Source organism: Myxococcales bacterium (assembly GCA_016717005.1).
Taxonomy (GTDB): domain Bacteria; phylum Myxococcota_A; class Polyangia; order Haliangiales; family Haliangiaceae; genus UBA2376.
Genome location: JADJUF010000037.1, coordinates 67,834 through 86,498, shown reverse-complemented (window position 1 = coordinate 86,498; position 18,665 = coordinate 67,834). Strand labels below are relative to the sequence as shown.

Genomic DNA, 18,665 nt, shown 5'->3' with positions numbered 1-18,665 from the left:
TCTTCGCGACCGCGCGGCCGCTGGCGTCGCGCTACACGAACGCGGCGTCGATGGCGGCGGCGAGCTTGGCGCGCAGCTCGGCCGACGGCTCGGGCTCGGGCAGGCTGCCGTAGATCGCGGCGATGTCGCGCTGGGGCGCGTCGTCGGCGCCGACCCCGGCGCCGTAGCGGCCGTAGGGCATCGGCGCCTTGCGCAGCATGACCGCGCCCCCGCCCTGAGCCGGCGGCGCCAGCGGCGCGATGAAGCCCTTGCGCAGCGCGGTGCCGACCCGGGCCGGGCAGCGGCACGGGTTCATCGGGTCGATGTGCTCGCACCGCGGCGCCAGGTAGTCGCCGATCTTCTGGCGGGCCCGGGACAGCCGCACCCGGTAGGCGCTGACGGTGACGCCGAGGGCCTTGGCGCCGTCCTCGTCGGGGAGCTTGAGCACCTGAGCGGCGACGAACGCCGCGCGCTCGCCCGGCCCCAGGCACGCGGCGACGCTGGTCATGCAGCCCTGCTTGAGATCCCACAAGAGCAGATCGCGCTGCGGGTCGGACAGCGACCGGACCACGTCCGTGCGCGTGGCCTCGTTGCGCAGGGTCTCGTCGAGGACGTCGAAGTTGACCTCGGGGCTGCGCGGCAGGCGCTCGCCGGTGACGTGCAGGGCGATCTTGAGCAGCCACAGGTGGGCGCGCTGGTCGTCCTCGGGCAGATCGTCGAACCCGACCCAGGCTCGGGCGAAGGTCTCCTCGACGATCCGGCCGGCACGCTTGGCGTCCATCGCCATCCGGAACGCGAAGTTGTAGATACGCCCGAGCTGCGTGTCCAGGACGACACGCGCGCGCTCACGCCGAGCTTGGGGCCGCACCGTCGGCCATGCTACCACGGGCCATGGTCCGCAGCGCCGTCCTGGCCACCGTCGCGCTCGCCGCCTGCACCGGCGACGCCGGCCATCCGCCGCTGGCCCGGATCGAGCTCACGCCCGAGACGATCCTCGAGAACGACGGCTTCCAGACCGAGGTCACGCTCGACGCCACCACCTCGGCCGACCCGATCGACGACCCGACCGGGGCCGCGCCCCTGACGTTCGCGTGGGACATCCTCGACGACGAGCACCGCTACGAGCGCGGCCGCGCGACCTCGGCGGCGCCGGTCGTCCGGTTCCGCGGCGATCGCCCGGCGACGATCGTCCTGACCGTGACCGACGCCGACGGCGCGACCGCGACCGCGACCGCGCACCTGCAGCTCACCGTCCGCTGAGGCGCGCCCGCAGCGCCGCGCCGGCGGCGGGGTGCGCGGCGACCCAGGTCCACGCTACGCCCGGGGGCGGGCGGGCTTGTCGGCGGGCTTGGCGGCGGGCTGCTCGAGCGGCTTGCCGTTGGTCGGCGCGGTGAACGTCGCCAGCTCGCGCACGATCTCGGCCAAGAGGTCGGCCTTCTCGCGGTAGGGCATGAACGCGCTCTTGAAGCCGGAGACGATGATCTCCTTGAGCGTGTCGAGCGGCCACCGGTAGTGCTTGTGGCACAGCCACAGCTCCTTCGAGACCGTCGTGTCGGTCATCAGCCGGTTGTCGGTGTTGATCGTGACCCGCAGGCCGTAGTCGACGAAGAAGTCGACCGGGTGGGCCTCCCAGCTCGCCGCGGCCTTGGTCTGGACGTTCGACGACGGGCACACCTCGATCGGGATGCGGTGGTCGTTGACGTAGTTGAGCAGCTCGCCGCTCTCGATCAGGCGCACGCCGTGGCCGATGCGGTGGGCGCCGCACTTGTGGATCGCCTGGTGGACCGAGTCGGGCCCGAAGGACTCGCCGGCGTGCGCGGTGCAGTTGATGTTGTTGTCGATGACCAGCTGGAAGGCCTGGCGGTGCAGCTTGGCCGGGTTGTTGACCTCGCTGCCGGCCAGGTCGAAGCCGACGACGCCGCGGTTCTTGAACGCCACGCACAGCTCGGCGATGCGCAGCGACTGGTCGGCCGGCTGCGACCGGATCGCGCACAGGATCACGCCGTAGCGGATGCCGTACTGGCGCTTGGCGGCGCGCAGCCCGCGCATGACCGCCTCGCACACCACCGACGGCCGCAGCCCCTCGCGCGTGTGCAAGAGCGGGCAGTAGCGGACCTCCAGGTAGCGCACGTTCTCGCGCCAGGCGTCCTCGGCCAGCTCGAACGCGCACCGCTCGAGCGCCTCCTCGGTCTGCATCACGGCCAGCGTGATGTCGAACGCCTTGAGGTACTCGTCGAGCGACGCGCACCGCTCGCCCGCGTAGAGCAAATGGAACAGCCCGGCGCGGTCGGTCGTGGGCAGGGTCACGCCCTGGCGCCGGGCCAGGTCGAGGATCGTGTCGAGCCGCAGCGAGCCATCGAGGTGGCAGTGCAGGTCGGTCTTGGGCAGCTTCTCGATGAACTCGAGGGACAGCTCGGGCGGCATCGCCGCACTATCGATCCGGCCCCCCGGCGGCGCAAGCGCCGCGGTCAGGCGGCGCGGGCCCGGGCGGCGCGCTCGAGCCGGTCGAGCACGTCGCCGGCGGTGTTGCGGCCGTCGAGGGCCTCGATGTGGCGGACCCCGGTGGGCGAGGTGATGTTGATCTCGGTCAGGCGGCCGCCGATCACGTCGATGCCGACCAGGATCTGGCCGAGGTCGCGCAGGGTCGGGGTGATCGCGGCGATGATCGCGCGGTCGTCGGCGTCGAGCTCGGCCTTGACCGCGCGGCCGCCGACGTGGAGGTTGCCGCGCGCCTCGTTCTTGCCGGGCACGCGCAGCACCGCGCCGACCGGCTCGCCGTCGACCAGCAGGATGCGCTTGTCGCCGTCGACCGCCTCGGGCAGGTACTTCTGGGCCATCGTCCAGCGGGCGCCGCCGCCGGTCGAGGTCTCGTAGATCGACGAGGTGTTGGGGTCGCCGTCCTTGACGACGAACACGCCGAGGCCGCCGAAGCCGTCGACCGGCTTGACGACGATCGCGCCGCCCTGCTCGCGCTGGAAGCTGGCCAGGCGCCGGGCGTCGCGGGTGACCAGGGTCGGCGGGGTCAGCTCGGGGAACCGCAGCACGGCCAGGTGCTCGTTGAGCTCGCGCAGCCCGCGCGGATCGTTGACCAGGAGCGTGCGGCCGCGGGCCTGCTCGAGGATCCAGGTGGCGTGCAGGTAGTTCACGTCGACCGGCGGGTCCTTGCGCATCAGGACCATGTCGAACGCGTCGAGCGGGATCGGGACCCGCGCGTCGAGCGAGAACGCCGCGGCCGGGGTGTCGGCGCGGCGCACGACCGTCAGCTGGGCCGCCGCGACCGGGTCGTCGTGCTCGAGCCCGAGGTGCTCGATCTGGCAGGTCCAGAGCTCGTGCGCGCGGTCCGCCGCCTCGACCATCAGCGCGTAGGAGGTGTCGCCGGCCAGGCCCAGGCGCTCGAGGGGATCGACGATGAACAGGAGCCGCACCGCGGCACTCTAGCCTGGAACCGGGGGAGCACACCCGCCGTGCTGCACCCACAACCGCCCGAGGGTGAGTCGGGGGTAGCGATGGGTGATCGCGGTCGCGCGGACAACACAAAGCTCGCGATCGACCGCGCTCGCGATCTACCATGGTCAGATGTCCGACCTTGCCGTCGACGTGACCGTCAAGACGCGGTTCGCGACCGCGCAGGCGTTGATGGCGGTGATCAGCACCGGCATCGAGCGCGGCGCGCTGCGCCTGCCGACGAAGATCGAGGCGGGGCGGACGTTCGAGATCGCGTTGCTCACGGCGACCGGCGAGGTCGCGGTGCGTGGGACCGCCGAGTCGGTCCGTCAGGACGGCGGGACGACGCTGGTGCGGTTCCTGTCGGCGACCGAGGACAGCCGCAGCCGCGACGCCTGGATCGATCTCGATGACGCGGTCGTGAGCGTGTCGGGCCTGTCGGGCGCGCGCGAGACGCCGCGGCCCGAGAGCCGATCGCGGGCGCGGGCGCGCGAGCGCAGCGACTGGTCGGGCGCCGTCGGGACGCCGTTGCCGCCCGAGCCGGCGCGCCACGGGGTCGCGCCGGCGAAGGCGCTCGTGCCGCCGCTGCCGCCGGGCCGACCCGCCCGGGCCGCTGCGCCGCGGCCGTCGATCCCGGACATCCCGCCGCTGGAGTCGCGCCGGAGCAGCGGCGCGCTGGAGCTGCCGGAGCTGGCCCCGCTGGCGACCGGCTCGCGCACGAGCCTCCCGCCGGCGCCGCCGCCCTCGGTCGCGGCTGCGCCGCCGCCGGTGGCGCCCACGGTCCAGATCCCGCCGCCGGTGCCGCCGCAGGTCGCGCCGCCGGAGGCGCAGGCCGCGCCGGGCTCGACGATCCCGCCGCCGCTGATGGCGGTGTTCGCGGCGCCGGGTGCGGGCTACTACATGGCGCCGGCGCCGAGCTGGCCCGCCGACGCCCCGCCGGACGCGCGCATGCGCCCGACGACGCTGCCGCCGGGCTGGGGGCCGGACCAGGGCCGGATGTGGATCCCGGTGATGGACCCCGCGACGATGGCGGTGCCCGCGGCCGCGGCTGCGACCCCGGCGACGACGGCCGGGTCCGGACGGGCCGCGCGCGGCGTGCTGATCGCGTCGGTGGTGATCGCGACCGCCGGCGCCGCGGTGGCGGTCAGCGCGGTGATGTGGGCGCGCTCGGTCTCGCAGCAGCGCGCCGCGCCGGCGGTCGCCGCGGCGCCCGCGCCGGTGACCGCGCCGGCGCCGGTGACCGCGCCCGCGGCGGCAGCGGCGGCAGGGGAGCCCACATCCGCGCCGGTGACCGCGCCGGCACCGGTGACCGCGCCCGCGGCGGCAGCGGCGGCAGGGGCGCCCACATCCGCGCCGGTGGCCGCGCCGGCGCCGCCGCTCGAGACCGCGGTCGCGGCCGTGGCCGTCGACGAGCCGGTCGCCGAGCCTGAGCCCGCGGTCGTGGCGCCGCCGGCGACCGGCGCGCGCGCGAGCTGCCGCGTCGCCGTCACCACCAACGCCGACCGGGTCGGCATCTTCGTCGACGGCGAGCGCCGGGGCGTGACCCCGGCGTCGATCGCGGTGCCGTGCGCGCCGACGACGGTGGTGCTGCGCCACCCGCGCTACCAGGAGCAGATCCGTCACATCGAGCCCACCGCCGATCCGCTGGCCCTCCACGTGCTCATGCCGCGGCCGACCGCGCACCTGCGCATCGTCACGCGGCCCTCGGGCGCGACCGTCGTGGTCGATGGCCACACCGTCGGGCGGTCGCCGCTGACCACGACCGTCGACGGCTTCGAGCGCGCCAAGGTCACGCTGACCGCGCCGGGGATGCAGCCCGAGGAGCGCCGCGTCTACGCCAAGAACGGCACGACGATGGTGATGGTGACGCTGAAGAAGAAGTGAGGCCGGCGCCGATCCGGCGGCGGGTTCGACTGGCCGCGGCCGACCCGGCGCGGCACGCTCGGCCGGTGTGCTCGCTGACCTCCGCCCGTGTCACCCGCGCGCTGCCGCCGCTCGCGCTCGGGCTCGCCGCCGCCACCGCGCTCGCGATCGTCGCGCTCGATCAGCCGGTCGCGCGCTACCTGGCGACGATCGAGCCGCTGCCGCAGTGGCAGGCGTGCCTGGCCGCGCTCGATCGCGCCACCGGCCTGACCTGGTGGAAGTGGCTGCCGACGGCGGTGATCGTCGGCGCTGCGGCGCTCGCGCTGATCGCGCCGCCGCTGCGGCGGCACGCGCGCGGCCTGGGCCTGCTCGCGCTGGTCCACGTCGCCACCAAGCTGACGCTGCTCGAGCTCAAGCCTGGCCTGGGCCGCCTGCGCCCGAGCGCGTGGCTCGCGCGCGGCGGCGACGACACCTTCTGGTACGCCGGCGGCATCGCGTTCCCGTCGGGCCACACCGGCCACTACCTGTCGATCGCGCTGCCGCTGGCGGTGGCGTGGCCCCGTGTGGGCGTGCCGCTGCTGGCGGTGCCGGTGTTCGCGTCGGCGTCGCGCCTGGCCACCAACGCGCACTTCGTCGGCGACGTCGTCGGCGGCGCGGCGCTGGTGGTGACGTACACCTGGCTGGCGGCGGCGCTGCTCGGCTACCGCCGCCGGTGATCGCTCACTCGAAGTACGGGCTGGTGGCGCGGTCGATGCGCGCCAGCAGGTCGCGCGTGAGCGTCGCGTCGGTGCCGGCCAGGCCGGGCAGCTCGGCGGCGATCGTCGCGCGCGCCGCCAGCAGCAGCTCGAGCGCGTCGGCGGTCTGGCGGCCGTGGAGCACGTCGACCACCGCGCGCCGGCTGGCGTAGCTGCGCACGCCGTCGCCGTCGATCAGCACGCCGACCAGCTGATCGTCGATGCGCGCGGCGATCGCCCAGCTCGGCGCCGGGCCCAGCTCGGCCAGGACCGCGCCCAGCATCAGGTCGGCGCCGCCGGCGATGAAGCCCGGGTCGGCCAGGAGCGCAGGGTCGAGCGGGACGCCGACGTCGGCGAGGATGACGTCGAGCGCGCGGTTCGCCGCGTCGGCGTCACCGTGCTGGGCGTGGTCGTAGGTGCCGCCGGCGTACGCGCGCAGGTAGAACAGCCACGAGCCGTCGACGCCGAACCGGGTGAAGAACTCGCGCAGGAGCTCCCAGCGCGGTTGCCAGGTCGACGCGAGCGGGTCGGCGCCGGTGTCGAACTGCTGGCAGTCGGGATCGAGCCCGAGGTCCTCGTCGGTGCAGAACGGCTCGGTCGGCAGGTCGGCGTCGAGCCCGTACAGGTACCGGACCGCGCCGACGTCGTAGCTGCCGGGCTGCTCGGCCTGGGCGATCCGGGTCTCGAAGTCGGTGTAGTCCATCACCGACGACGAGTACGGCGCGACCAGCGAGCCCTTGAAGTTGTGGCGCAGGCCGAGGTCGTGGCCGATCTCGTGCGTGATCATGTTGGCGACGTAGGCCTCGAGCTTCTGCCCGGCCGTCAGCTGGGCGCCGGCGGTCGGCGGCCGCAGGTGATCGTGATCGGCGCCGGCGGTCAGCACGCACAGCGGCGCCGACGTCACGCCGGCCCAGCGCAGCCCGACCATCCGGGGCGGGGGCGGCACGCTCGGACGCACCGGCGCGCCGCCGCTGCCGGCCTCGGCGGGATCGTCGTCGAACCCGAACCGGTCGACCCAGGCGCCGCCGAAGTACACGCTGGCGCCGCGGATCTCGCCGGTGTTGGGGTTGGTGCGCCAGTTGGCGAACGCGTAGCCCAGGGACGGATCAGGATCGAAGATCACGTAGTTCCTGTCGTCCTGGCCGAACGACTCGGTCGCGGTCGCGACCCGGGCGTGGAACACCTCGAACCCGAACGCCGCGTTCCAGCCCTCGATGCCGCGCTCGACCGCGCCGACCAGGTCGGCGTCGGCGTAGGCCGGGGTCGCGTCGAGCTGGGCCAGCGCCGGCGAGATCACCCACTCGATCGGCTGCATGCCCGGGTAGATGTCCCAGTGCGCGGCGGTCTGGGCGACGCCGCCGGTGCCCGGCACCAGCCTGGCGTCGCTGCGGAAGAAGTGCTCCTGCCACGGCAGCTCGACCGGCACGTAGTTGCTGCCCTCGTGGTAGCGGCGCAACGCCAGGCCGAGCGTGCCCGAGCCGCGGAACGCGTCGGGCTCGATCTGCCCGTCGCCGAGCGGCACGTCGGAGTAGCCGGTGAACACCTGCTGGTAGGTGACGCCGTCGCTGATGCTCCGGAAGTTCTGCAGGAACGACAGCTCGACCTCGAACCGGACCGGGAACGGGTTGGTGCCGAAGTAGTCGCCGAGCACGTCGAAGCGGTTCAGGCCGGCGGCCGGGTCGATGAACACGTACTGGTGCGCGCCGGGCAGGTTGGTGACGCCGGGGTCGTCGACCAGCGGGTAGGCCTCGACCAGCACGTCGGGGTCGAAGACCGACGACGACGCGTGGCGATCGTCGGCGTCGAACACGAACAGCGTGCCGTTCTGGACCTTGAACGACACGACCCGGGTGCCGAGCGACACGCCGGCGCCGAACGACACCTGCCCCGGGAAGTACTGCTCGAGGAACGCCGACAGGAACCAGCGCTCGGCCAGCACCGACTTCTTGATCGCCAGGTAGAAGGTGGGGCCGGGCGCGGCCCGGTGGCGATCGCGCGGCATGCCGGCGGCGGTCAGCTTGGCCTGGCGCGCGGCGGCCTCGGCGCGGTCGACGGCGCGCGGGATCGCGACGAAGTCGGCGCCGGCCAGCAGATCGGGGGCGTCGGGATCGACGACCGCGACGTCGTCGCCGCCGGTGCAGGCGACGACGGAGGTGAGGGGGGCGAGGAGGGAGGCGGTGAGGAGAAGTCGTTTCATGCGGAGGGGCTCCTTGGAGGGGTGCAGCTCGGAACCGGCGACGCGTCCGCGGTTGCGTGAACTGCCACGCGCGCGCACACGTCGCCACCGGCTGTCGCGGCGGCACCATCCAAGTCGCGGGCCAACGCGCGATCGGCCGGCGCCGACGCCGAGGCGCGCGCGCGCGGCCGACGCGCGGTCGCGCGGCGTCCACGTGGTCGATCGCCGCCACCACCGTCGACGATTCCCCGCCCGCGGCTGACACACGCGCGCACAGTCGTGGTCGCGCGTACGATGATCGCGCCGCGTGTGTCGGGCTGGCGCGTGATCGCGATCATCGCGCGCGTGACGATCGCGTCGCGGCGGGCAACGTCGGCGCGCACGCGCGGGTCGGAGCTCGCTTGGCCGCGACCGGCCGCGCGCACCGCGGCGCGCGCGTGGACACGCGGCGACACCGTGTGTGGCGCGGGCGCCACTGGCAGGACCTGGCACCCCGCGGCAGGTCGGGCGCGCTCAGCCGGTCGTCGACGCCAGCGCCACCAGCGCGACCGCGCCGTTCTTGTGGCCGAGCGCGAGCTGGTGATCGTCGACGAAGGTGATCGCGGTGACCGGCGAGGTGACCGCGAGCGTGGCCGCGAGCTCGAAGGTCGCGGTGTCGAACAGGTAGAGCAGGGTCTCGCCGGCCGCGACCCACCGGCCGTCGGGCGACAGCGCGATCGGGGCGTGGGGCAGGATGACCATCGCCGCGCACTGGTGGCGGCCGGTCGCCAGCTCGATCAGCGATCGGGCGCGAGCGCGTCGACCATCTGGCCGAGGCCGTCCTCGAGGTCGACCGTGGCCGTGAAGCCGAGCACGTCCTTGGCGCGGCTGACGTCGAGCGCGACCCGGAAGGCCTCGCCCTCGCGGTAGGGGCGGGCGCCGACGTCGAGCAGCGCGATCGCGCTGGGCCGCACGTGCCGGGCGATCGTCAGCGCCATCTCGAGCACCGGGGTCTCGACGCCGGTGCCGATGTTGTAGGTGCCGGCCGGCGCGTCGGGCTCGAGCGCGCGCACGAGGGCGCGGACCATGTCGTCGATGTAGATCAGGTCGCGGGTCTGCTGGCCTGGGGTCATCGCGTAGCGCCGGCGGTTGGCCAGGTGGTTGACCAGGGTCGGCAGGAACGTCGACGGCGCCAGCCCGGCCCCGTAGACCCAGCACGGGCGCAGGATCACCAGCGGCGTGGCGCCGGCGGTGGCCGCGACGTTGTGCTCGCCGGCCGCCTTGGCCTGACCCAGCGGCGACGCGCCCAGGAGCGTCGCGTCCTCGCGGAACGGCACGTCCTGCAGGCCGTACGACTCGGCCGAGGACATGTAGATGATCCGCTGGAGGCCGGGCATGGCCTTGATCGTGCGCACCGCCGCGTGGCTGTGATCGGCGACGCACTGCTCGGCCGAGATCGGCCGGCCGCCGGCGGCCCAGACCAGCGCGTCGGCGCCCTCGGCGGCCCGCTCCTCGGTGTCGCCGCGGCCGCTGGCCACCGCCTCGTGCCCCAGCTCGCGCAGGCGCGCGCACAGGGCCCGGCCGATGAAGCCGTTGCCACCCGCGACCAGCACTTTCACGAACACACCGCGGGCTGGACCATGGGGCCTTGTATCAAGGGGCTCCGGCGCCCGCAACTCGTCGGCGCCGCTGGCGGCCCTCGTCGACGACGACCGGCCCGCGCCGGGTCAGTGATGCCGCCCGCCGCCGAGGTCATGGCAGTCGGCCGCGTGCCAGGCGCCGCCGAGGTCACCGCAGCCGGCCGCGTGCCAGACGCCGCCGGGGGCCGCGGCGGCGTCGACGACCCAGATGGTCGGTGCCGAGAGTCCTGGCGCCAGCCACGACGCGTCCGCCGGCGCCGATCCGCGGGTCCGCAGGCCGCCGCGGACGATCCACACGACCGCGTGGGCCGCCGCGCCGATCAGGCTGACCGCGAGCAGGGCCTCGGTGAAGATCGCCATGCCCTCAACGTGGCGACGGCGCCGGCGGCGTCAATCGCCCCGGCGCCGATGTCACGCGGTCGTCACGCGGCGCCGCGACCGCGCCGTCACGGGCGGGCGTCACGGGCGGGCATCACTTGCAGAACGCGTAGGCCTGCCGCTCGAACGTGAAGGTCTTCTCGACCATCTTGTAGCGGTTGCCGGTGAACGTGTACTTGCGGATCGTGTGGGTGTCGTCTGCGTTGACCAGCCACAGGTACGCGTAGCGCGCCTTGGCCAGGGCCTTCGGATCCTCGAGCTTCTCGCACCGCTTGCCGCGGAAGTAGACGGTCTCGTTCGCGACGAACAGCCGCAGGCGGTCGCCGTCGATACCGAGCGCGCGGTAGGTCGGCGCGACCTTCTCGAAGTTGGCCTCGCCCGAGGCGTTCTGGTAGTCGCCCCAGGCGCGGATCGCCTCGCACAGGCCGGTGGCGTCGGCGATCGGGATCGAGGCGCCCTTCCACTCGATCGCGGTGGCGCCGTGCGCGGCCTCGGCGGCGACGGCCGCGGCGCAGCGCGTGGCTTGCGCCAGCGACTCGTCGCCCTCGCTGAGGTGCGCGCGCTCGTCGGGCGCGGGCTTGGTCGCGAGGGTGCGCTGGTAGCTCTGCGCCATGGTCAGCGACTCGAACAGCGTGGCGTGCGCGACCATGCGATCGATCTCGTCGCACATCCACGGCAGGTCGGCCACGGTGATGGCGTAGGTGTCGCCGTCCTTGACCGCCTGCGGGTGGTGCTCGAACGCCTGTGCGCGCAGCTTGTCGCCGCGCCGGAACAGCTTCTTCGCAGCGGCCAGGGACTGCCGGCAGTTGGCATACTCGCGCAGGGCGCCGACGTCCTGGCGGTTGAGCTGGCCCATGGCCTGACCGAGGTGATCCTCGAGCTCGACGCGATCGGCCAGGGCCACATCGGCGGATGCCAGCGACAGGATGAGGATCGCGAGGGCGGGCAAGGTGCGCTTCATGCTGGGCGGGATTGCACGGCCCATGCCGGCCGCGGCTCGTGGCCGCGCGCGGGGTTGCGCGGCGCGGGCATCAGCTGCCTAGGCGACTTGGCGATCGATCGATCCAGCGGTCGGCGCGGTCGGCGCGCTCACGCCTCGCGCGGCGTCAGGGGCGCGCCCTCGTCGACGAACCCCAGCGCCGCCGAGTTGAGGCAGTAGCGCTCGCCGGTCGGCGGCGGCCCGTCGGGGAACACGTGGCCGAGGTGGCCGTCGCAGCGCACGCACCGGATCTCGGTGCGGCGCATGCCGTGGCTGTCGTCGTGGATGTAGCTGACGTGGGCGCGATCGAACGGCGCGAAGAAGCTCGGCCAGCCGGTGCCCGACTCGAACTTGGTGGCCGAGCGGAACAGCGGCAGCCCGCACAGCCGGCAGCAGTAGGTGCCGGCGCGCTTGTTGTCGAGGAACACGCCGCAGCCCGGGCGCTCGGTGCCGTGGTGCAGGAGGACGTGGCGCTCCGCTGGGGTCAGCGCCTCGGCCAGGCGCTCGACCTGATCGTCGACGAGGCGGGTGACGTCGTAGCCGGACGGTGATTGGGCCATGGCGCAAGCCTGCCCTGGCGTGGGCGATCTGGCGAACCGCGATTCGCTCGGCCGCGCGCGGCTCGGTCAGGCCGGCGTCGGCTCGCCCGGGCCCTCGTCGCCGACCGCGAGCTTGGTCGGCAGGAGGTGCTCGAGGCCGTGCTTGCGCAGGCGGTAGTACAAGGTCGACCGGTTGATGCCGAGCATGCGCGAGGCCGAGGCGATGTTGCCCTTGCTCTTCTCGACCGCGGCCACGATCTCGCGCTTCTCGCTGTCGAGCAGGCGCTCGGCCAGCGACCGGCCGTCGTCGCCGGCCGGGGCGACCGTGATCGGCGCCGACGGCGCCTCGTGGGTCGTGATCGGGAACGCGCCCGACGACGGCGTCGCGCGCCGACCGAAGTCGAGGTGCTGGGCGCCGACCTCGCCGCCGCGGGCCAGGATCATGGCGCGCTCGACGATGTTCTCGAGCTCGCGGACGTTGCCGGGCCACGGGTACTCGCGCAGCTTGGACACCGCGTCCGGCGTCAGCGAGCTGGCGCGCAGGCCCATCGACCGCGCGAACTTGGCGACGAAGTGCTGGGCCAGGAGCGGCACGTCGCCGTGGCGCTCGCGCAGCGGCGGCAGGTGGATCGGGAACACGTTGAGCCGGTAGTACAGGTCCTCGCGGAACTCGCCCTCCTCGATCATCTGCTCGAGGTTGCGGTTGGTCGCCGAGACCATGCGCACGTCGACCTTGATGGTCTCGGCGCCGCCGACCCGCTCGAACTCGCGCTCCTGGAGCGTGCGCAGGAGCTTGATCTGCACCTCCATCGGCAGGTCGCCGACCTCGTCGAGGAACAGCGTGCCGCCGTCGGCCAGCTCGAACCGGCCGCGCCGGCGCTCGACCGCGCCGGTGAAGCTGCCCTTCTCGTGGCCGAACAGCTCGCTCTCGAGGATGCCGGGCGCCAGCGCCGCGCAGTTGACCCGGACGAACGGCTTGTGCTCGCGCGGCGAGTTGATGTGGATCGCGTGCGCCACCAGCTCCTTGCCGGTGCCGGTCTCGCCGCGCAGGAGCACCGTCGAGGCGGTCGGCGCGACCTGCTCGACCTTGGTGAGCACCTCGCGCAGCGCCGGCGAGTCGCCGATGATGTTGCCGAAGTCGAACTCGCCGTGGAGCTGCTGGTTCAGGTAGCCGGTGTACTCGGCCAGCTGCGCGGTCATCCGGCGGTTCTCGCGCTGCAGGTGGAAGCGGTCGAGCGCGTACTGGAGGATGCCGCGCACCTCCTTCGCGTCCCACGGCTTGGTGATGTAGCGGTAGACCTGCCCGAGCGTGATCGCCTCGATCAGCACGTCGACGTCGGTGAACGCCGTCAGGATGATGCCGACCGCGTCGGGCCGCAGCTCCTTGGCCTCCTTGAGCAGCTCGAGGCCGGTCATCTTCGGCATCCGCTGATCGGTGATGATGACCGCGACGTCCTTCTGCTTGAGGACCTCGAGCGCCTCGGGCCCGCTGCCGGCGCTGACGATGTCGAAGACCTTCCGGAAGTTGAACCGGAACGCGTCGAGGTTGTCCTGCTCGTCGTCGACGACCAAGATCGGGTATTGCTTGGGGTCGAGGGGCTGCGTCACTGGTTCGGCCATACCACGGCGGCCCCGGGGCTGTCGACGGTGACCGCGCGCACGGGCGGTGGTAACGGGCCCGGGACTGGGGGCATCGAAGGCCTCATGCGATTCGTCATCACCGGAGCCACCGGGTTCATCGGCCGCGCGCTGGTCCTGCGCCTGGCGCGCGACGGCCACGCGCTCACCGCGCTGGTGCGCGATCCGGCGGCGGCCCGCGCCAAGGTCGGCGCCGACGTGGAGGTCGTCGCCCTGGCCGCGACCGCCGCGGTCACCGCCGCGATCGCCGACGCCGACGCGGTCATCAACCTCGCCGGCGAGGGCATCCTCGACCGGCGGTGGACCGCGGCCCGCAAGGCCGCGCTGCGCGCCAGCCGGATCGGCGTGACGCGGCAGCTGGTCGACGCGATCGACGCGCGCGCCACGCCGCTGCCGGTGCTGGTGTCGGCGAGCGCGGTCGGGTGGTACGGCGATCGCGGCGACGACGTCGTCGACGAGACCGCGCCGCCGGGGGCCGGGTTCGCGGCCGAGCTGTGCCGCGACTGGGAGGCCGCGGCCGAGGCGGCGCGGGCGCGGTGCGCGCGGGTCGTGCGCGCGCGCATCGGCGTGGTCGTGGGCGGCGAGGGCGGCGCGCTCGCGACGATGCGGCCGCTGTTCCGCTGGGGCCTGGGCGGGCCGGTCGGGCGCGGCGCGCAGTGGGTGCCGTGGATCCACCTCGACGACGCGGTCGAGGCGCTGGTGGTCGCGGCCACCGACGCGCGCCTCGACGGCGCGGTCAACCTGGTCGCGCCCGAGCCGGCGCGCAACCGCGACCTCGCGCGCGCGGTCGGCGCGGCCCTGGGCCGGCCGGCGTGGCTGTCGGCGCCGCGCCTGGGCGTGCGCCTGGCGCTGGGCGCGCGGGCGCCGCTGGTGCTCGGCGGTCAGCGGGTCGCGCCGCGCGCGCTCGAGCGCGTCGGGTTCGCGTTCGCGTGGCCGCGGCTCGACGACGCCGTCGCCGAGGCCCTCGCCGGCGACCCGACCGCCGTGACGATCGGCCCAACGCCGCGCGACCTGCCGACGAGCGCGTACCTCGCGGCGCGGCCGCCCCGCTACACGCTGACCGCGCGCACGGTGATCGATCGGCCGCTGGCCGAGGTGTTCGCGTTCTTCTGCGCCGCCGAGAACCTGGGCGCGATCACCCCGCCCGACATGGGCTTCACGATCACGACGCCGACGCCGATCGCCATGGGCGCCGGCGCGGTGATCGACTACCGCATCCGCGCCAGCGGCGTGCCGATGCGCTGGCGCACGGTGATCGACGCGTGGGAGCCGCCGGCCGCGGGCCGCGCGCGGTTCGTCGACTCGCAGGCCCGCGGCCCGTACGCCTGCTGGTGGCACGAGCACCGGTTCGAGGCCGCCGGCGATCGCACGATCATGATCGACACCGTGCACTACGCGCCGCCGCTGGGGCCGCTAGGCGCGGTGGCCAACCGCCTGATGATCGCCGGCGAGCTGCGCCGCATCTTCACGCACCGCGGTCGCGCCGTCCGGCTGCGCTTCGGGCGCGCGGCGGCTCCGCGGCCGGTGCTGCGCATCGCGTCATGACGATCGGGGGTTGACGACCGGCGGGGCCGTGCGCACGTTTGATCCGATGGCCGCGCTGCGTCTGGTCCTGGCTGCGATCGTCGCGAGCGCGACCGCGCCGGCGATCGCGGCGGCGGCGCCGGCCGACCCGTCGGGCTGGAAGCTCGACGAGGCGAGCGGGCTGTGCGACGCCAGCCTGGCGTTGTCGTGCGACGTGCGCGCGGCGCTGGCCCAGGCGCTGGTCACCCCGCTCACCGCGACACCTGCGATCGCCCTGCGACCGCCGGTGCGGACCGCGGTCGGCATCCTGTTCGACGCGGCGCCGGCGCCCGCCCCCGCGGCGGTGCTGCCGCACGCGCCCAAGACCTCGCCGCCGGCGTGACCGACTGCACCGTGTAGTCGCCCCGGCGCGCTCCACGAGCGCGTCGCCCCGTCACGTCCACCGCCCGCGCCTGCGGGTCGAGGTCTCATGTCCGATCGCAACCACAAGTCGTGGGCGCGCCTGCGCGCGCTCGTCTCCAACGTCACCCTCGCCAGCCTCGCGACCGCGTCGACCGCGGCCGCGGCCACCAGCTCCGCCACCACCACCACCGAGCCGGCCGACGACCACCCCGCCGAGCCGGCCCGCGCCCTGGCGCTGCGCCTGGCCGAGCTGCCGTCGATCGAGTCGATGGGCGTCGCCGCCGAGCTGGCGCTGTCGCCCGATCTCCACGAGCGCCGCGGCCTGGCCGACGCGCTGGGCTGGGCGTTCCCGCTGCCGGGCGAGCAGGCGGTGATCGAGCATCTCGCCAGCGATCCGACGCCCGAGGTCCGCGCGGCGGCGGCGCGGGCGGCCTGGGTGCGCCGGTCGTCGCAGCTCGACGTGCGGGTGCTGCACCGGCTGCTCGGCGACGACGATCCCGAGGTCCGGGCGGCGGCCTGGCTGGCCGTGAGCCGCTGAGCTGCAGCGGCCCATCAAGAGCAGCCCCGACGTCCGCGCGCTGAGGTCGGGCCACGACCGGAATAGCGGTCGTGGCGGCGGCGGTACGATCGCGCAGTGAGGAAGATCGCAGCCGGGGTCGCTGTCGTCGTCATGCTCGTGGGCGTCGCGCTGTGGTGGCGCCAGCACCAGCGGTCGCCGTCCTCCTCCGGCGCCGCGGCGGGGTCGGCGGCATCGACCGCCGGCGGGGCCGCGGCCACCGGCGTGGCTGGTGGTGGCGCGGCGCCCGCGCCCGCGCTCGGTCGTCTCGAGGGCCGGGTCCACGACGCCGCCGGCGCGCCGGTCGCCGACGCGGTGATCCACGTCGACGCCGACGGGCAGGAGGCCCGGACCGTGAGCGCGCGCGCCGACGGCACGTTCGAGCTCGCCGACGTGGCCCCCGGCGACTACGACGTCGCCGCCGCTGGGCCGGGGTTCGTGCCGGGGCGCGACGACGGCGTCGCGGTCCGCGCCGGCGAGACCACGCGCGTCGACCTGACGCTGACCGCCGGCGGCGCCACGGTCTCGGGCACCGTCACCGACGCGATCGGCGGGCCGATCGAGGGCGCGGTGGTCACCGCGGCGCTGCGGCGCGGCGCGCTCGATCGCGGCCAGATCGGCGCGGCGGCGCTCACCGATCGCGACGGGCGCTACCGGCTGTCGCTGGCGCCGGGCAGCTACGGCATCGTCGCCGACCACGACGACTACCTGAGCGCGGCCACGACCCTCGAGCTGGCGACGGCGCCGGTGACGCTCGATCTGCGCCTGGTCCCGGGCGGCGTCGTCGAGGGCGTCGTCAAGGACGTCGCGACCGGGGCGCCGGTCGCCGGCGCGGTCGTGCGCGCGATGGGCGATCGCCTCGGCGTGCTCGAGAGCGGCGGCGCGCACGCGTCGATGCCCACCGACGCCAGCGGTCGGTTCCGGGTCGCCGGCCTGCCGCCGGGCTCGCTCGGGCTGCGCGCGCGGGTCGAGGCCGACGGTCGCCAGGGGCGCGAGGCGGTGCAGGTGTCGCTCGGCATCGGCGAGGCCGTCACCGGCGTCGAGCTGTGGGTCGAGGCCGTGCCGTACCTGGCGGGCCGGGTCGTCGACGAGCAGGGCCAGGGCATCGCCGGCGCGACGGTGTTCGCGATGTCGGCCCACCGCGGCGAGGCCGAGGAGACCGACGCCGACGGCCGGTTCCGGGTGCTCGGCGTCGAGCCGGGGACCTACCAGCTCCGCGCGATCCACCACCGGTTCCAGCCGGGCGCGCCGCAGCCGGTCACCGTCGGCGCGGCGCCCGTCACCGCCGTGGTCATCACGCTGACGGCGTCGCCGCGCGTGGTCGGTCGCGTCGAGCCGGCGACCGAGGCGAGCCTGACCCTCGATCCCGACAGCGGCCCGGCCGGCTTCGACACGATGATGTTCAGCGGCGCCGCGACCAACCTCAGCGGCGCCGACGGCCGGTTCGAGCTGTCGCCGGTCACCGCGGGCCGCCACGTGGTCGCGGCCCGGGCCAGCGACGGTCGCCGGGGCACCGCGACGGTCGAGGTCCCGGCCACCGGCTCGGTCGAGACGGTGATCCAGCTCGAGGAGCGCGGCTCGATCGCCGGCACGGTGCGCGATCAGCGCGGGGCGCCGGTCGCGGGCATGTCGGTGTCGCTGCGCGGCGGGGCCGCGGCCCAGCGGCGGATGATCGTCAACGGCGTCGAGGTGTCCGCCGATCGCGTGACGACCGCGGCCGACGGCAGCTTCGTCGCGCGCGGCCTCGACGCCGGCAGCTACGCGCTGACCGTGCTCGACGAGCGCGGCGGCCCGGTGCGCGGCGTCGGTCACAAGACCGGGCCCCTGGCCACGGTCAAGCTGGCGGCCAACGAGCAGAAGCGCGGCGTGGCGCTGGTGGTCGAGCTCGACGACGCGGTCATCCGCGGCGTGGTCAACGACGCCAGCGGCCGGCCCAAGCCCGACGCCTGGGTCCGGGCGGTGCTGCGGCCCGAGGCGTTCCGGGGCGGGCACGACGCCGACGATGACGCCGCCGGCCCCGGATCGACGATGGCGGTGGTGACGATCAGCGACGACGGCGCCGGCGGCGCCGCCGCGCCGGTCCTGACCGACGAGCAGGGCCGCTTCGAGCTCGCCCACCTGCGGCGCGGCACCTACGACCTCGTGGCCGAGGCCGATCGCGGCGCGCTGCACGGGCGCACCGCGCGGGTCGCCACCGGCACCAGCGCCACGATCACGCTCACCGGGCTGGGCGCGGTCGCCGGCGTGGTCACCGTCGGCGGCGCGCCGGCCGCCGACTACTGGATCGAGGTCGCGGCGCAGGGCGAGCCGGGCCGGCGGCAGCGCGTGCGCGCCGCCGACGGCCGCTTCCGCATCGATCGGCTCGCGCCGGGGGCGTACACGGTCGCGGCGCGCACCGAGGCCGGCCGCGGCACGGCCGAGGCCACCGTGACCACCGGCGCCACCGTCGAGGTCGCGATCGAGCTCGCCGGCGACGCGACCCTCCGTGGGCGCGTGCTCGACGGCGCCGGGCAGCCGCGCGCCAGCCTCGCGATCCTCAACGTCCCGGCTGGCCTGGGCGGCGGCTCGTTCAGCTTCGAGGGACCGCCGGCGATGACCGGCGCCGACGGGCGCTTCGAGCTGACCGCGCCGGCGGGCACGTGGAAGCTGCTGGCGCTCGACGGCGGCACCCCGCTCGTGCTCGGCGCCGACGTCACCGTCACCGCCGGTCAGGCGCTCGACCTCGGCGATCTGACGCCGACCCCGCTCCGACCGCCCGGCGCCGACGCCGGGCCGTGACGGCCCGTGCGCCGACCGTGGGATCCTGACCCCGCCAGGTCGAACGCGGTGACCAG

16 protein-coding genes and 1 pseudogene are annotated in these 18,665 nt (G+C 74.9%); 7 read left to right on the top strand and 10 right to left on the bottom strand.

Features of this window, described 5'->3' with window-relative positions; genetic code table 11:
* Window positions 1-31 precede the first annotated feature (31 nt).
* A complete protein-coding gene (locus IPL61_24070) occupies window positions 32-847 on the bottom strand; it encodes a hypothetical protein (GenBank protein MBK9034303.1) in 816 nt (271 codons plus the stop codon).
* Between the two features lie 23 nt (window positions 848-870).
* Here IPL61_24070 and IPL61_24065 point away from each other — a divergent pair, with 23 nt between their 5' ends.
* The gene (locus IPL61_24065) at window positions 871-1,239 is read left to right on the top strand and encodes a hypothetical protein (GenBank protein MBK9034302.1); all 369 of its coding nucleotides are present in this window, start codon (window positions 871-873) and stop codon (window positions 1,237-1,239) included.
* Window positions 1,240-1,293: 54 nt separating this feature from the next.
* Here the strand turns inward: IPL61_24065 and add are convergent, their stop codons facing one another.
* Window positions 1,294-2,403 carry an adenosine deaminase gene (gene add / locus IPL61_24060; GenBank protein ID MBK9034301.1) on the bottom strand — a complete coding sequence of 370 codons (1,110 nt, stop codon included), beginning with the start codon at window positions 2,401-2,403 and terminating at the stop codon, window positions 1,294-1,296.
* A 44-nt stretch (window positions 2,404-2,447) separates the two neighbouring features.
* Window positions 2,448-3,404, bottom strand: coding sequence for a glutathione synthase (gene gshB / locus IPL61_24055; GenBank protein ID MBK9034300.1), 957 nt, complete (start codon window positions 3,402-3,404; stop codon window positions 2,448-2,450).
* A gap of 85 nt (window positions 3,405-3,489) precedes the next feature.
* Between gshB and IPL61_24050 the strand changes: the two genes are divergently transcribed.
* Entirely contained in the window at window positions 3,490-5,307 is a 1,818-nt protein-coding gene (locus IPL61_24050) for a PEGA domain-containing protein (protein ID MBK9034299.1), read from the top strand.
* Between the two features lie 65 nt (window positions 5,308-5,372).
* The gene (locus IPL61_24045) at window positions 5,373-6,002 is read left to right on the top strand and encodes a phosphatase PAP2 family protein (protein MBK9034298.1); all 630 of its coding nucleotides are present in this window, start codon (window positions 5,373-5,375) and stop codon (window positions 6,000-6,002) included.
* 4 nt (window positions 6,003-6,006) lie between these two features.
* Here IPL61_24045 and IPL61_24040 read toward each other — a convergent pair whose 3' ends face one another.
* From IPL61_24040 to IPL61_24010, 7 genes are all read right to left on the bottom strand, one after another.
* Window positions 6,007-8,217 (bottom strand): zinc-dependent metalloprotease, encoded by a 2,211-nt coding sequence (locus IPL61_24040; protein ID MBK9034297.1) that lies wholly within the window; start codon window positions 8,215-8,217, stop codon window positions 6,007-6,009.
* A 492-nt stretch (window positions 8,218-8,709) separates the two neighbouring features.
* Entirely contained in the window at window positions 8,710-8,937 is a 228-nt protein-coding gene (locus IPL61_24035; protein MBK9034296.1) for a hypothetical protein, read from the bottom strand.
* Window positions 8,938-8,972: 35 nt separating this feature from the next.
* A complete protein-coding gene (locus IPL61_24030) occupies window positions 8,973-9,794 on the bottom strand; it encodes an NAD-dependent epimerase/dehydratase family protein (GenBank protein ID MBK9034295.1) in 822 nt (273 codons plus the stop codon).
* Window positions 9,795-9,902: 108 nt separating this feature from the next.
* Window positions 9,903-10,175: a hypothetical protein gene (locus tag IPL61_24025; GenBank protein ID MBK9034294.1), complete on the bottom strand. Its 273-nt coding sequence runs from the start codon at window positions 10,173-10,175 to the stop codon at window positions 9,903-9,905.
* 112 nt (window positions 10,176-10,287) lie between these two features.
* Window positions 10,288-11,154: a hypothetical protein gene (locus tag IPL61_24020; protein ID MBK9034293.1), complete on the bottom strand. Its 867-nt coding sequence runs from the start codon at window positions 11,152-11,154 to the stop codon at window positions 10,288-10,290.
* 128 nt (window positions 11,155-11,282) lie between these two features.
* Window positions 11,283-11,732 carry a peptide-methionine (R)-S-oxide reductase MsrB gene (msrB, locus tag IPL61_24015; GenBank protein MBK9034292.1) on the bottom strand — a complete coding sequence of 150 codons (450 nt, stop codon included), beginning with the start codon at window positions 11,730-11,732 and terminating at the stop codon, window positions 11,283-11,285.
* Between the two features lie 66 nt (window positions 11,733-11,798).
* A complete protein-coding gene (locus IPL61_24010; GenBank protein ID MBK9034291.1) occupies window positions 11,799-13,319 on the bottom strand; it encodes a sigma-54-dependent Fis family transcriptional regulator in 1,521 nt (506 codons plus the stop codon).
* Window positions 13,320-13,415: 96 nt separating this feature from the next.
* Between IPL61_24010 and IPL61_24005 the strand changes: the two are divergent.
* The 4 genes and pseudogenes from IPL61_24005 to IPL61_23990 all read left to right on the top strand — a co-directional run bounded on the left by IPL61_24005 (window position 13,416) and on the right by IPL61_23990 (window position 18,609).
* Window positions 13,416-14,318 (top strand): annotated as a pseudogene (locus IPL61_24005) (TIGR01777 family protein).
* A gap of 622 nt (window positions 14,319-14,940) precedes the next feature.
* Complete coding sequence (locus IPL61_24000; GenBank protein MBK9034290.1) at window positions 14,941-15,255, top strand: hypothetical protein; 315 nt, start codon at window positions 14,941-14,943, stop codon at window positions 15,253-15,255.
* A gap of 87 nt (window positions 15,256-15,342) precedes the next feature.
* The gene (locus IPL61_23995; GenBank protein ID MBK9034289.1) at window positions 15,343-15,813 is read left to right on the top strand and encodes a HEAT repeat domain-containing protein; all 471 of its coding nucleotides are present in this window, start codon (window positions 15,343-15,345) and stop codon (window positions 15,811-15,813) included.
* Window positions 15,814-15,909: 96 nt separating this feature from the next.
* Window positions 15,910-18,609, top strand: a complete 2,700-nt coding sequence (locus IPL61_23990) for a carboxypeptidase regulatory-like domain-containing protein (protein MBK9034288.1) — start codon at window positions 15,910-15,912, stop codon at window positions 18,607-18,609.
* The last annotated feature ends 56 nt before the right edge of the window (window positions 18,610-18,665 follow it).

Coding starts and splice junctions, on each gene's coding strand:
- IPL61_24065 (MBK9034302.1), top strand. CDS start 871: ATGGTCCGCAGCGCCGTCCTGGCCACCGTCGCGCTCGCCGCCTGCACC.
- add (MBK9034301.1), bottom strand. CDS start 2,403: ATGCCGCCCGAGCTGTCCCTCGAGTTCATCGAGAAGCTGCCCAAGACC.
- IPL61_24040 (MBK9034297.1), bottom strand. CDS start 8,217: ATGAAACGACTTCTCCTCACCGCCTCCCTCCTCGCCCCCCTCACCTCC.
- IPL61_24035 (MBK9034296.1), bottom strand. CDS start 8,937: ATGGTCATCCTGCCCCACGCCCCGATCGCGCTGTCGCCCGACGGCCGG.
- IPL61_24025 (MBK9034294.1), bottom strand. CDS start 10,175: ATGGCGATCTTCACCGAGGCCCTGCTCGCGGTCAGCCTGATCGGCGCG.
- IPL61_24020 (MBK9034293.1), bottom strand. CDS start 11,154: ATGAAGCGCACCTTGCCCGCCCTCGCGATCCTCATCCTGTCGCTGGCA.
- msrB (MBK9034292.1), bottom strand. CDS start 11,732: ATGGCCCAATCACCGTCCGGCTACGACGTCACCCGCCTCGTCGACGAT.
- IPL61_24000 (MBK9034290.1), top strand. CDS start 14,941: ATGGCCGCGCTGCGTCTGGTCCTGGCTGCGATCGTCGCGAGCGCGACC.
- IPL61_23995 (MBK9034289.1), top strand. CDS start 15,343: ATGTCCGATCGCAACCACAAGTCGTGGGCGCGCCTGCGCGCGCTCGTC.